The organism is Pseudonocardia sp. (genome assembly GCF_025465255.1).
Classification (GTDB): domain Bacteria; phylum Actinomycetota; class Actinomycetes; order Mycobacteriales; family Pseudonocardiaceae; genus Pseudonocardia.
Map to the genome: position 1 here is coordinate 1 of NZ_JAODNI010000159.1, position 13,789 is coordinate 13,789.

The 13,789-nt window shown below is 69.4% G+C and carries 8 protein-coding genes; 1 reads left to right on the forward strand and 7 read right to left on the reverse strand.

Going from position 1 to position 13,789, the window contains the following annotated elements:
- Positions 1-300: 300 nt before the first annotated feature.
- The gene (locus tag JWP64_RS19140; RefSeq protein WP_297499069.1) at positions 301-1,689 is read left to right on the forward strand and encodes a class II 3-deoxy-7-phosphoheptulonate synthase; all 1,389 of its coding nucleotides are present in this window, start codon (positions 301-303) and stop codon (positions 1,687-1,689) included.
- 27 nt (positions 1,690-1,716) lie between these two features.
- On the opposite strand, the gene JWP64_RS19145 is transcribed toward JWP64_RS19140, so the two are convergent.
- The 7 genes from JWP64_RS19145 to JWP64_RS19175 form a co-directional block, all read right to left on the reverse strand.
- On the reverse strand, positions 1,717-3,510 hold the full coding sequence (locus JWP64_RS19145; RefSeq protein WP_297499070.1) for an MFS transporter: 1,794 nt from the start codon (positions 3,508-3,510) through the stop codon (positions 1,717-1,719).
- Complete coding sequence (locus JWP64_RS19150; protein WP_297499072.1) at positions 3,507-4,763, reverse strand: cytochrome P450; 1,257 nt, start codon at positions 4,761-4,763, stop codon at positions 3,507-3,509. Before JWP64_RS19150 ends, JWP64_RS19145 begins: the two co-directional genes overlap by 4 nt.
- A gap of 28 nt (positions 4,764-4,791) precedes the next feature.
- Positions 4,792-8,100, reverse strand: a complete 3,309-nt coding sequence (locus JWP64_RS19155) for a ferritin-like domain-containing protein (protein ID WP_297499075.1) — start codon at positions 8,098-8,100, stop codon at positions 4,792-4,794.
- Positions 8,097-9,608: an NAD(P)/FAD-dependent oxidoreductase gene (locus JWP64_RS19160; RefSeq protein ID WP_297499077.1), complete on the reverse strand. Its 1,512-nt coding sequence runs from the start codon at positions 9,606-9,608 to the stop codon at positions 8,097-8,099. The genes JWP64_RS19155 and JWP64_RS19160 overlap by 4 nt, the downstream gene beginning before the upstream one ends.
- A gap of 243 nt (positions 9,609-9,851) precedes the next feature.
- Positions 9,852-11,528, reverse strand: coding sequence for an FAD-dependent oxidoreductase (locus tag JWP64_RS19165; protein ID WP_297499079.1), 1,677 nt, complete (start codon positions 11,526-11,528; stop codon positions 9,852-9,854).
- 236 nt (positions 11,529-11,764) lie between these two features.
- Positions 11,765-12,790: a methyltransferase gene (locus JWP64_RS19170; protein ID WP_297499081.1), complete on the reverse strand. Its 1,026-nt coding sequence runs from the start codon at positions 12,788-12,790 to the stop codon at positions 11,765-11,767.
- Between the two features lie 473 nt (positions 12,791-13,263).
- Positions 13,264-13,635: a hypothetical protein gene (locus JWP64_RS19175; protein WP_297499083.1), complete on the reverse strand. Its 372-nt coding sequence runs from the start codon at positions 13,633-13,635 to the stop codon at positions 13,264-13,266.
- Between the last annotated feature and the right edge of the window lie 154 nt (positions 13,636-13,789).

Here is a 13,789-nt window from a genome sequence, read left to right on the forward strand (position 1 = left end):
GGAACCGTCGACGAGTACCCGAACTGGCGGCTCCCGCTGCCCGTCTCGCTCGAGGAGCTGCTCGCGGACCCCCGCGTCGACGACGTCGTGGCCGCGCTCCGCTCCGGCGACCGGTGATTTCCCGGCCTTCGGAGGGGTCCGCAACGGCAAGCGCGACGGCACGATCAAGGGCATGCCCCTCAGCGACGAGGCCGGTACCGAGCACGCGCGGGCCGACGCCGCCGCGCACCTGATCTACGGTCGCCCAAACCCTGCCGAACCCTGTGTGATACGAGGCAAAAACCCCTACGCTTGGGCACCGTGAACTGGACCGTCGACGCCCCGGCCGAAGCGCTTCCCGAGCTGCCGCCGCTGCCGGCGGACCTGCGCACCAGATTGGACGACGCCCTCGGGCGTCCCGCCGCCCAGCAGCCGGAGTGGCCAGATCCCCAGCAGGTCGCGTGTGTCCGCACGATACTGGAGAGCGTCCCGCCGGTGACGTTGCCGCCTGAAGTGGACCGGATGCAGGACCGGCTGGCCGCTGTGGCCCGCGGCGAAGCGTTCCTGCTGCAGGGTGGCGACTGCGCCGAGACATTCGTCAACAACACCGAGCCGCACCTCCGCGCCACCGTCCGCACGCTGCTGCAGATGGCCATCGTCCTCACCTACGGCGCGTCACTCCCCGTGGTGAAGGTCGGCCGGATCGCCGGGCAGTACGCGAAGCCGCGCAGCTCCCCTGTCGACGCGCTCGGGCTGCCGTCCTACCGCGGGGACATCGTCAATGCGCTGACCCCCGACCGCGCCGCCCGTGTCGCCGACCCGTCGCGGATGGTGCGCGCCTACGCCAACGCGGGGGCGGCGATGAACCTGGTGCGGGCGATGACCACCACCGGCATGGCGGACCTGACGATGGTGCACGACTGGAACAAGGACTTCGTGCGCCGTTCGCGCGCCGGCGAGCGGTACGAGGCGCTGGCCGCGGAGATCGACTACGCGCTGCGGTTCATGGCCGCCTGCGGAGTCGAGGACCACAACCTGCGCGGCGTCGAGTTGTATGCCTCGCACGAGGCGCTGCTGCTCGACTACGAGCGCGCCATGCTGCGGCTGGAGACCAGCGGCGCCACGCCGAAGCTCTACGACCTGTCCGCTCACTTCCTCTGGGTCGGCGAGCGCACCCGTCAGCTCGACGGTGCGCACATCGCGTTCGCCGAGCTACTGGCCAACCCGATCGGGCTCAAGATCGGTCCGACCACCACGCCCGAGCTCGCCGTCGAGTACGTGGAACGGCTCGACCCGCAGATGGCCCCCGGGCGTCTCACCCTCATCAGTCGGATGGGGAACGGCAAGGTCCGCGACGTGCTGCCGGCGATCGTCGAGAAGGTCGAGGGCTCCGGGCACAAGGTCATCTGGCAGTGCGACCCGATGCACGGCAACACCGTCGAGTCCGTCAGCGGCTACAAGACCCGCCACTTCGACCGGATCGTCGACGAGGTCCGGGGCTTCTTCGAGGTTCACCAGGCCCTGGGCACGCACCCCGGCGGCATCCACGTCGAGATCACGGGCGAGGACGTCACGGAGTGCCTCGGCGGCGCGCAGGAGATCTCCGACGCCGACCTGTCCGGGCGCTACGAGACCGCGTGCGACCCGCGGCTGAACACGCAACAGTCCCTGGAACTCGCGTTCCTGGTGGCGGAGATGCTGCGCGCCTGATCGGCTCCCGCCGGGGACGGCCCGCTCTCACCGCCCGAGCACGACGCTCCCCCTGGGGTCTCCTCCGTCGGCGTCCACGTCGACGGGTCCTGGGCGTGCCGCGGCCCTCCGCGGCAGACCGAGAACCAGCAGGAAGGCGAGTGTGAAGACCGCCGCCTCGAGCAGTGTCGCCTGCTCCGCCGATCGTGTGAAGTCGCGGGCCAGAGCGCCCTCGTCCGCAGCCTGCATAGCCCGTTCGACGCCGATCCGGACCTGCTCCGACCGGGATGCGAGGACCTGCTCGCTCAGCTGCCGGGCCTGCCGGCAGGAGACGGGGGTTGCGCGGATGTCCTGCTGGGCGGCCCGGTCGTGGAAGCACGTGCGGAACCCCTCGACCATGGGCTGAACGGCCTGAGGCGGCAGCTGTGAGACGGACAGGGCGCTCTCCAGCCCGGCTGTTTCGTCGCCGCTCGCGCGATCCGCGTTCGCGCCGAGGAAGCCGAAGAACAGGGCACCGACGACGGCCACGCCGATGGCGCCGCCCACCTGCTGCATGGTGGCGAGGGCTCCGGACGCGGCACCGGCGTCCTCGGAGCGGACGCCGGCGAGGACGACGGAGACGATCACGGGCACGAACACACCGAGCCCGAGGCCCACCGGGATGAGCGCCGGGAGGAAGGTCCAGAACCGAGGGCGCTCTTCGGCATGCCGGAGGGTCACGACGAGGGCGGCCATACCGAGGGCCATGAGCGCGCAGCCGACGGCCGGTGCGCCGCGGCCGAGACGCCTGCCGAGCGCCTCGGTACCGCCGGACACGATCACCGAGACGACCGCTATCGGCAAGGTGGTCAGCCCGGCGTGGATCGGGGACAAACCCGCCCCCGTCTCCAGGTAGATGATGAAGTAGAAGAAGAAGGGGGGAACCGCGAAGAAGAAGGCGAAGTTGAGCAGGAGCCCCACGGTGAACGAACGTTGACCGAACAGCGACCACGGGATCAGCGGTGGCACGGGGTTGCGACGATGACGGGGCGACGGACGACGCAGATGGGCGGCGAGGACGGCCAGGACGGCCAGCCCGGTTCCCAGCATCAGGTGGCACCACACCGGCCAGCCGGCGTCGCGGCCGATCGTCAGCGGGAGGACCAGGAGGAGCAAGCCGACCGTGACCAAGGCCGCACCCGCGACATCCACCCGTTGCGCGCCGTCCGCTCGCGACTCCGGGAGGAACCGGATCCCGAGCACGAGCGCGGCGAGCCCCACCGGAAGGTTCACCAGGAAGACCATGCGCCAACCGGTGCCGAAGAGGTCGGCCCCGATCAGCGCGCCGCCCAGGAGCGGACCGAGGATGGACGCAGCCCCCAGCGTGGCCCCGTAGATCGCGAACGCCTTGCCCCGCTGCCCGGGCGGGAAGACGATCTGGATCACCGAGAGAACCTGCGGGAACATCAGCCCGGAGAACAGTCCCTGCCCGAGGCGCGCGAGGACCAGGATCGTGGCGTTCGGCGCCAGTCCGCAGAGCGCGGACGCGATGGTGAACCCGGCCATGCCGAGGAGGAACACCCGTTTGCGGCCGTACGCGTCGCCGACACGCCCACTGACGAGAAGGGCACAGGCGAAGGTCAGCAGATAGCCGCCGACGAGCAGCGCGAGCTCGGCGGAGGTGGCGCGCAGGTCCGCCTGTATCGGGGGGATGGCGATGCTCACGATGTTCACGTCGAGCAACTGCATGAACGCCGCGGCCAGCACGATCGCCAGCACCAGGTAGAGCCGGCGCCGAGTCGGCATGGCCTCGCGTCCGGAGGGCCGTCCGTCCGGGGCGGGCGCCGTCTCCGGAGTGGTCACGCAGAGACCCCGGTCCGGAGTACCAGTCGGGCCGGGCCGTGGAAGACCAGGTCGTCGGCGTACCGGACGGGCTCCTCGCCCGGGCCGAGACGGGGCAGGCCTTGCAGCAGCGCCGTCAGGCCCACCTCGGCTTCGAGCCGTGCGAGGCCGGCGCCGAGGCAGTAGTGGATGCCCATGCCGAAGCCGCAGTGCCGGCCGGCGTTCCGGTGGATGTCGAGGGTGTCGGGATCCGCGAAGCGGTCCGGGTCGCGGTTGGCCGAGCCGAGGACGAGGATCACCTTGCTGCCCCGCGGGACCGTCCGTCCCGCGACCACCTCGTCCTGGTAGGCCCAGCGGCTGATCATCTGGACGGGCGAGTCGAAACGGATCAGCTCGTCCACCGCGCTCGCCATGAGCTGCGGGGCGGCCTGCAGCTCGGCGCGTGTCCCCGGATGGGCGAGCAACGCGAGGACCGCCTTGGAGAGGAGGTTCGTGGTCGTCTCGTGCCCGGCCGTGAGCAGGTGGACGCACGTCGACACGATCTCCTCGTCGCTCAGCGCCTCCCCACCCTCCTGGGTTCTCACCAGCAACGAGATGACGTCGTCGGGCTGTTCCCGGCGCCGGCGCCGTACCTCCTCGAGGAAGAACTCCCGCAGCCGTCGCGCCGCGGCGTCGGCTGCCGCGTACCGGTCCTGACGGCCGCCGGCCCGCGAGCTGTTCGCCTCCTGGAGCGCCACCGCGCACTCCCGCAGCCAGTCCTGATGCTCCCGCGGCACCCCGAGGAGCTCCGAGATCACGAGGATCGGCAGCGGGGCACAGTAGTCCGCGACCAGATCGGTGACGGCCTTCTGCCGTAGCCCGGTGAGCAGCTCCGCCGCGATCAGCTCGATGCGCGGCCGGATCCCGCGGGCGACCCGCGCCGAGAACGGTCTGGCGACGAGGGACCGCATACGGGTGTGCCGGGGTGGGTCCTGGAACACCAGCCAGTTCTCCACCATCTCCTTCAGCACCCGGTAGCGGGCGGGGACCAGGGCGGGCGGCAAGGGCAGGCCGGCCCGGGCGACCTCCGAGCTGCGCCCGAAGTGAGCGCTCGACAGCACCCGGGCGATCTCCTCGTACCGGAAGAGGTACCAGGTCCCGGCCCCGTCCGGCGTGGACGGCGGTACGGCGTGGACCGGATCGACCTCCCGGTAGAGCCGGTACACCGGGTACGGGTTCACGATGTCCTCTGGCCGGGTGAGAGCGAACCGGCCGAGCGCACTGCTGCGGGTCATCGAGACTCCTCCGTGGCTGGCTGCGCCCCTACGGCGCCTGCGGCATCGTGCGGAAGTACTCGGCGTAGAAGGAGTACATCTCCGTGACCCGATCCGGCACCACCGCGCACTTCCGGGCCCCCGCGGCGAGATGGGCGAACCGGAGCGCGACCGCGCGCATGGCGACATCGGGCCGGGAGTTGTACCGGGGCTCGTCGTCCAGCTCGAACGAGGGGCCGGCCGTTCTGCCCCGGGCGCCCGACGGCAACGTCACCAGCAGTTCGGCCAGCGGGCTCATGATCCCGGTCATCACGTCGATGGCCGCGTTCATCAGCTTGGACCTCCGCAGGCTGGCGTCCGGAGAGTGCCCGAAGTGCTGGACCATGAGCTGGAACATCAGGTAGTAGGAGCGGTTGAAGAGGCGCATGACCGCCTGGGCGTCGGGATCGGTGACGGGCTCGCAACCGGGGTGGCCCTCGCAGACCGTCGGGTTGCGGGGCACCGGGTACGCCGGTGTCCAGGGCCGGCGGGCCCCTCTGCGGCCGGCCAGCTGCTCGGCCATGATCTCGTCGGACAGACGCAGGAACGTCTCGTAGTGGGAGTCTCCCGATGCCGACACCGAGACGAGCTTGTTGCCCTCGCCCTGCTCCGTGACGACGTCGATGGCGAACAGCGCGCTGGACAGGTCGTCGACCTCGAGCTGGTAGTCGGGATGGACGGCGTTGATGGCCTCCCGCAGGAACAGGTGATGCTCGCCACCGCCGCGGCCCTTCTCCACCATGAACAGATCGGGTACCCGCTGCAGGCCCTCCCGGACGGCCGCGTACAGCTCGCTGAGGGAGCGGTACTCGGGCACCGCACCGGGCGCAGGTTCGACCGGAGGAGAGCCCTCGTACCCCGGGGAACCCGGGCCGCCGTCGCGCTGCACCGCGCCGATCTGCGACTCGGGCCGCTCGATGGCGATGAACCGCTCGAGACTGCCGAGGCCCAACGGTTCGAGCGCGAAGTCCAGCGGGATCGAGAGAGTGCTGTTGATCGTGCCGAAGTCCACCATCGGGACGAAGAACGGCTCGCCCATCGCCATGATGATGTTGTTGATCATCAAGAAGTGGATCATTTCCTCACGGGCGACCGCCAGCAACGTTCCCCGGACTCCACCGGCGGCGGTCTCGCCGCCGGTGCCGCAGATCAGCCGCAGCTGCTCCGGCGTCCAGAGCCCGCGCCGCACGTGCTCCTGGCCCCCGCCGTAGGTGGGGAGCGAGTACGCGGCGTAGAGGTACTGCAGCATCACCGCGAGCTCGATGGTCGCCGCGCTCTTCAACGCCGCCCACAGCTCCCCGCGCCGGGTGATCCCGCCCGTGGTCCTCCTCGGAGCGGGTACGACGACGGGGATGTCGGCGACGGCCTGCTGCGCGCGCAGGAACTTCAGCAGAAGCCGGGCCTTGGGTTCGGACATGTCCCGGGTCGACGGCATGTAGTACGTCTTCGTCTTGTTGCGCGGATCGCACATCTGCCAGATCAGCCGCGGGTAGGTCTTCACCTTGCACTCGTCGGCGAGGCTGAAGACCTCCGACTTCATGAACGAGTAGAGCAGCTCGTAGTAGGCGAACACCTCGCGGTACACGAGGTCGAAACTCACGTCGTCCGTCGCCGCATCGTCGAGGTGCCAGTCGTCCGGAAGCACCCGCACGGCCATCCAGCCCGCGCCCGCCCAGTAGCCGAGCTCGTCCGCGTCGTCGTAGGCGACCGCCGCGGACCCGGGCGCGGCCGGGTCGCAGGGAGGACCGCCGGCGTCCGCGGTGAGCAGGATGCGGGTGGCCCCGGCAGCCGTACCGCACAGCGTGAAGAACCCCCGTCCCTGCGCGTCGGTCCGGGTCACGCAGGCCGGGGCATAGGAGCCGGTCTCCGGCAGCCGCCCGGCCCGCACGCCAACGATGTGGACGTCCCCGCAGCGCGCAGCGGCCGTCGCAGGGTCCAGGGGCCGGGACCGCGGATTGACGAACTGGCGGACGCGCACCGCGTCCACCGGGCCCGGACGGCCCCGGATGAAGGAGCGCACGGCAACCTCGGCCGGATGGTCGTCACCGGCGGACCGATCCCGATGCTCCAGGAACACGCACGCGTCGTCGACCTGCAGGTTGACCTCCTCCTCGGCCAGCAGCACCTCCCGACTCCCGGACGGACCCGTGCCCGAGAGGAACAGCGCCTCGTCCTCCACCGCGGTGCCGGGCAGCTCGGCGGGAACCGTGACGATCCCGCTCGTCACGTCGTATGCCGGGCCCCGGTACGCCGAGGCCGGGATCCGGGCGACGAGTCTGGACGTGCGCGCCGTACGGAGTTCCAGGTCACCCACGTCCAGCCGGGACCCGAGCGGAGGGGTGGGACCAGGACCGGCACCCGCGGCACGAGCGGCCACCGGCACGGCATTGACCATGTTCAACGTCACGTGGTCGACTCCGACCTCGACGGTCAGGTTGTGCAGCGCCGACCTGTGGCGCGCGTCGCCGGTGGCTCGCGGGGTGAGCAGCCGTCCGGCCGGGTAGGTCCGCAGCTCGTGCCGCCGCCACGGCGCTATCGTTCCGCGCACGTCCCAGACGTCGGGCGCGTCGTTGGTCACCGGTGGCGCCATGTTGCTCAGCGCGAACTGCACCACGAGCCCATCGGCGTCGGTCGCGCGCAGAAGCGTGGTCGCCGGGGACCCGGACGCCTCCTCCAACCACTTCAGCCCCTCGGCCTCGGTCACCACGAACTGGTGGACGACCGAGCGCCGCATCTGCGACGCGAGGCAGTGCTCGCCCACGTCACGGATGTGGTCCATGTCGTGCCACCGCGGCGGATGCATGCCGGCCACCTCACCGACCGCCACGTATCCGGTGTCGTGCGAGCGGCCCGCCCGACCGAAGCAGAACTGTCCGACCATCAGCGTGGTCGTCCAGTTCGACGTCGGGTCGATGTCGAACACCCGGGCCCGGTTGGCCGTGGTCGCCAGGTACTCGTTGAAGTGGCCCCACATGTCGACCGCTCTGCCGACGACCGGATCGGCCGTGTCGACCCCGCTCGGGCCCTCGGCGCTCACGATCTTCGCATCAACCCAGAAATGCCCGTTACCGCCGAAGTTCCAGCCCTTCGACCCGCTGAACACGCCGTCGGGGCCGATCCTGCCCGCGCTGTCGAAGCGGGGACCGCGCGCGTCCAGGTACCGGTGGTACTCCTCCGCCGGCCGGTCCACGGGAAAGGGGCCCTCGTCCGTCAGAGCCCGGTTGGTCACCAGATCGACCAGGCCGCTGCGCGGACCCGTGGGGAGCCGGGTGATCGCCACGCCGCGGAAATGGAGACGGGGCAGGTCGAGGACGCTCACCCTGCCACGTCCACATTGCCCGTGCAGCCGTTCGTCTTCGACTTCCTCGACTCGACGTCGTGGAGTACGAGTTGGCCGACGGCCTCGATGGCGGATTCGATTGCCCCGTCGATCCATGCAGGTGACGACGAGCAGTGTTCGCCCGCGAAGAACAGGGTGTGCTGCGGCCTGGCCACGCGGAGGCGCTCCTCCTCGCTGCGCACCGCATCCTTGCCCCAGCGGACCGCGCAGCCACCGCCGGTCCACTTGTGCTGGCCCCACGCGACACTGGCCGCGTTCAGCACCATGCCCCGCCGCAGGAGCTCCGGATGCATCTCGGCGAGTTCGACCAGGATCGAGGTGTACCGGCCCGCCGACGGCAGCCGGCCGAGGGCGTTCGCGTCGTCCCCGATGGTGTAGCTGGCCAGCAGCACGGCGCCGAGCGCCGGATCACCGTCCATCGGGGGGTAGTACGTCTGCCGGATGATCCCGCCGCTGCTCGAGGCGCCACCGGCAATGCCTGCTTGCTCCCAGAACGACTCTCGGCAGTGGAACGCCACCTTGGTCGCCGGCACGTAGTGCACCTCGCGGATGGCATCCAGCTTCCCCTCGCTGAAGCCGCTCAGGTGCATTCGCCGGAGCACCGGGAACGGAACGGTGCAGATGACGCGCTTGCTGTGGCGCCGCCTGATCCGGCCACCCTCGCGCGTGTGGATCAGCACCCCGTCGGGCCTCGCGTCGAGCCCCACCACTTCCCGGCCGCACAGGATGGGCCCGCGGATGCGGCGTGCCAGCCGCTGGACGATGCGGCTCATTCCACCGCGGACCCGTAGGAGCTCGCGACCCGTCTCGGTCAGGATGTCGTCGAGGAACTCCCGCAGGTCACCGCTGCAGGCCGCCTGGAGGTGCGGGTGCGCGGCGAAGATCCCGTGCAGGTCGATCTGTCCACTGGAGACGTCCTCGATGTAGGGCCTCAGATCGATGCGCTCCACCAGGTCCAGCAGCGTCGTATCGAGGTCCCGGCGCAGGCACTCGCGCTGGGGGGCCGGTGCGATGGCGTCCACGATCAGGGTCAGCCGGGCTCCGAACAGGAGGGTCTCCTCTCGGTAGGCGTCGTGCCGCAGCCGCGCCCGAAGCTCTTCGAGAAGCTTCACGCTGGCGTCCCGGAAACGCACGTAGCCGTCCAGGGTGCCGACGAAGGCGTTGTCGTCGGCCGTCAGGCTCTTGAACGGCCGTACGTCGTCGGTCAGCCCCAGCCGGGAGATGTACTCCAGCGTGTGGCCGTGCCGGGTGGGGATGCGCATCGCGCCCAGCTCGGCGACCGGCGCGTCCGGTTCCGAGCCGAAGCGGTGGCTGTAGATGCGGCCTCCGATCCGGCGACTGCCCTCCAGGATCTCCACGTGATAGCCGAGCTGCTCCAGCTCGTACGCGGCCGTGAGACCGGCGATACCCGCGCCGATGATCGTGATCATGCTGGTCTCGTCGCCATCGTTCTTCGTGTTCTCGGCGACGAGTTCGGATACGTCCACCGTCCTCGCGATCAGTCGATGTGCACGCCAGTTCTCCTCGTGGCTGCAGCTCGAACCTCGCGCCCCCCCGTTGAGCTCCGACAGGTCGTTGCGCATCTCACGTTCCCCCCGAATACACGAGTATGTGACAGCTGACGTCGCGGCGTGCCCTCCGCAGAGGTCAGTTCTGACGTATGACGATCTCGTATGACGTGAAACGTTGAAGCGGACGTCCGGCCCGCCACCACGGGGGGCCAGCGTGTCTCAACCGCATTGCTCCGCAGTGCACTCGCCGGCGTCCGGGCGTGGACGAGAGAACGAGGCGAGGTAGTCGTGCAGCACCTCCGGTTGGTCGACGGACGCGACCAGCCCCACGTAACCGTCCGGTCGGACCAACGTGAACTCGCCGGCCCGGCCGAGCTGTCTGCCCTTCTCCGGTTCGGCCACGGTGACGGGGGCGATCTCCACAGGGACCGCGAAGTCCTCGCAGACCGTCCGCAGCGTGCTCAGCGTCGCGGTCTCCGCGCGAGCCGTCGCCAGCAGCAGCGTCCACCGGTCGTACCTGAGCAGCTGGTGCAGCCCGACGGGCCGCCGGCCGTCGGCGACCGCCAGCGGCCGTGCACCCTCGTCGGCCGCCGCCCGAGGCCCGCCGCCGACCGAGACGGCAGAGGGGATCACCGCGATGTTCGGAACGCGATCCCCTGCTCGCAAACCATGCCCGAATCGTTGCGTCCGGTGCCAGGACAGCGGGCTCGCGCGATGGTTCCTGCCGAAGTCGCTCATCATCCACTCGATCCGACGCTGCACGCTTTCCATGGACATCGAGATTCTCAGGAAGGCGCTCCGGGCCCGATGCAGGAATGGAGGCAGGAGCGCCTCCATGATGTTGTGTTTCATGTCGCGGATGACGTCGTGAGCTAGTGCGCGCTGCTCGATGTCGTAGGACTCCAGCAGCGCGTCGGTAGCGTGCCCACGATGGACGGCGGCGAGCTTCCAGGCGAGGTTGTGCGCCCCGAGCATCCCCACGTTCATCCCGTGGCCCCCGATCGGCGCCCACGAGTGCGCCGCGTCACCTGCGAGCAGCACCCGACCGGACCGGAGCTTGGCGGCGATCCGGTCGGCGAAGCGGGCCCGGCTCAGCCAGACCGGCTCGGTCAACGTGAAACCCAGGTCCGGGATGCCCGACGTCTCCGCTATCAAGTCGCGAAGCTCGTCGACCGTCGGTGGATCCGTACGACCGGGATCGGGGTCGTCCCGGACGCAGAAGACGCGGTATCCACAGGCAGGGGTGGGGAAGGCGATCACCGACCGGTACGGCGCGAGGAAGAAGTAGCCACGGCCGGGTTCGTCGCGCAGTGACCAGGACGGCGCCACGTTGCCCTGGATCACCTGCATGTTGGCGCGCTGCCCGCCCTCGAACGGGATGCCCAGCCATTCGCGGACGGAGCTGCGGATCCCGTCGCAGGCCACCACCCATGCCGCCGAGGTCACCTCGGTCCCACCGTTCCGCAGTCGGAGCGTGACCTCCACCCCGTCAGCCTGGTCGCGCAGGCCGGTCACCCTCGTCCGCCACTCCACACCGCCGCCGCGCCGCGCCAGCTCCTCGGCGAGCAACCGTTCGATGTCGTGCTGCTCGATGGTCATGGCCGTGGGGTACCGGGACGAGAACCTGCCGACCTCGAACCGGCCGAGGTGACGCCCGCTCCCGTAGAAGTCGGCTCCCTTCATCTGGTACGAGCTGTTCTGGATCGCCTCACCCACGCCGAGGGAACCGAGCGCCTCGCCGGCCCTCGGAAAGATCACATCTGCCCGCGGCTCGCGGTTCTCCCCCGTCGCCTTGTCCACGACCCGCACCTGCAGTGAGAGCAGTCGCAGGGCGTTCGCAAGGGTCAGGCCCACCGGGCCGGCGCCGATCACGAGTACGTCCACGTCATGGCCCATCTCAACCTCCTGGCAGGCACGTCCGTACGCAGATCATGGTTCCGATTCGATTTCCTGTGACTTCTCTGTTCGGCCGAAGGAATGAACGCGAGCCGGTTCCGTCGACCCGGTGACATCTCACCGGAACACTCTCACCACGCCATGAACGGGAAGCGGGGGCGTGGCCACCGCATTGATCTCCCCTTTGGCAGGGAACAAACGGAACGAATCTGCGCGGCCCGGACGAACCTGCGCGACTAGGCGGGAAGGACTTCGATGACGTTCAGCGTCGATGCTGTGCCAGCGATGCGATCGATCCGCAGGTCGGCCCGGGCGAGGAGCTCGACGTATTCTTCTTCGGTCCGCTCCCGCCCGCCGTAGACCATCAACATCGAGAGATCGATGAATTTGCTGGGGTGGAATGCGTCACCCGGGGGGACCACCCATTCGATGAGGAGCAGCCGGCTGTCGCGGGCCTCCATGGCGCGGCGACAGTTGCGCAGAAGCATGAGGGCTTGGTCGTCGGGCCAGTTGTGGACGACGCCCTTGAGCATGTACACGTCGGCGCCCGGAGGAACGTCACGGAGGAAGTCGCCGCCGAGGAAGCTGCAGCGGTCGCCGAGGCCGGACGCCGCGATCTGCTTGCGGGCGGCGTCGGCGGCGTACGGCTGGTCGAAGACGATTCCCGTCATGTGCGTGTGCGCACTCAGGACCGTGCCGAGGAAGCTCCCGTCTCCGCCGCCGAGATCGACGAGCAGCCGTGCGGCCCCGAAGTCGTACGCGTCGACCAGCGCCGCTCCGGTCACGCGGCTGTGCTGCCCCATCGCGGCCTGGAAGACAGCGGCGTGCTGCGGATGCTCGTCCAGGTGGTCGAACAGCGGCCTCCCGAAGACCTCGGGAACCGTGGCCTCGCCCGTCCGGATGCTGTGCATGGAATCGGCGTAGACGCCGTTGAACATTCCCTGGAAGACGACCCAGAACTTGAGCGACTGCGGATGGTCCTCACGCAGGAGCTCGCCCAGCGATGTCAGGCCGAACCGGCCGTGCTCGACCTCCGTGAACAAGCCGACGGCCGCGAGTGCCCGCATCAGGCGGTAGAGGGCCCCCTCGTGGGTCTCGGTGGCCGTCGCCAGTTGCTCGGCCGTGCGGGGCCCGTCGACCAGCAGATCGGCGACCCCCAGCTCGGCGGCCAACTGCACGGCACGAGCCGGACTGAAACCCTCGGCGATCCGCAAGAGGCGGAGTGCCTCTTCTCTGACGATTTCTTGGTTACCGATCTGCATCACTCGCCCCTGACCGTGTTGCCTCGCCTGCGATCTTCCGGATGAGCCGATCACGAGGTCCTCGTCGCCATTGTTGATGTTCGTTTGCCCACGGCGCGCACTTGCCGACGGCAGACTTCCGGAGCAATCGGCATTAATGTGCATCCGGTTCGAACGACGAGGCCCCCGCACTACAAATGACGTCTGTGGCAAATTCTGAGCACTCTGTGAGCTATTTCTGTGAGGCTGCTGTGAGACTTTGCCGGTTAAAGCCGGGTTGCGCTAGGGACCAAACGTATGCACTACCACATCGTGGAGCCCCCGCCATTTGGCCGAGGAACCGGGCATCAATCGACCCCGCACCTGCAGATGGATACGTACATGCTGGAGATTTCGATGATCACAAGCACACGCGCGAAACCGATTTCTATGCCATTCCGGAACCAAATTCCCTCGATGACCGAGGCCCCTTGCAGGGCGCAGCTACCGTGAGGTCACGAAGCGTGACCCGCCGCCACCAGGTCGCGCAGGGCTGCCCCGGGCTCATCGCTCGTCACCAGACCCTCGCCGACGAGCACGGCGCCGGCGCCACAACGGGCGTAGGCGAGCAGGTCGTCCGGGCCACGGACTCCCGACTCGGCCACCCGGAGCGCGTCCGGAGGCAGGCCCGGGGGCGATCCGGCCGAAAGCCGAGCGATCGACCTCGAGAGTGTGAAGTCGCGTGCGTTCACCCTGATGAGGCGAGCACCCGCCTCGACCGCATGGGCGGCCTCCTCCTCGGTGTACACCTCGACGAGCGCGGTCATCCCGAGCGACTCGATGTGGCCCAGCAGGGAGCCTAGGGTGCGCTGCTCCAGCGCCGCCACGATGAGCAGCACGAGGGTCGGCACCGTGCCCTACGACGTGATCGGCGAGGTCCGCCAGCCCAACCTGCCCGGAACCGTCGACGAGTACCCGAACTGGCGGCTCCCGCTGCCCGTCTCGCTCGAGGAGCTGCTCGCGGACCCCCGCGTCGACGAC

Excerpts from the sequence above, each read along its gene's own strand:
- JWP64_RS19165 (WP_297499079.1), bottom strand. The coding sequence starts at position 11,528 with ATGGGCCATGACGTGGACGTACTCGTGATCGGCGCCGGCCCGGTGGGC.
- JWP64_RS19150 (WP_297499072.1), bottom strand. The coding sequence starts at position 4,763 with ATGACCCGCAGCAGTGCGCTCGGCCGGTTCGCTCTCACCCGGCCAGAG.
- JWP64_RS19170 (WP_297499081.1), bottom strand. The coding sequence starts at position 12,790 with ATGCAGATCGGTAACCAAGAAATCGTCAGAGAAGAGGCACTCCGCCTC.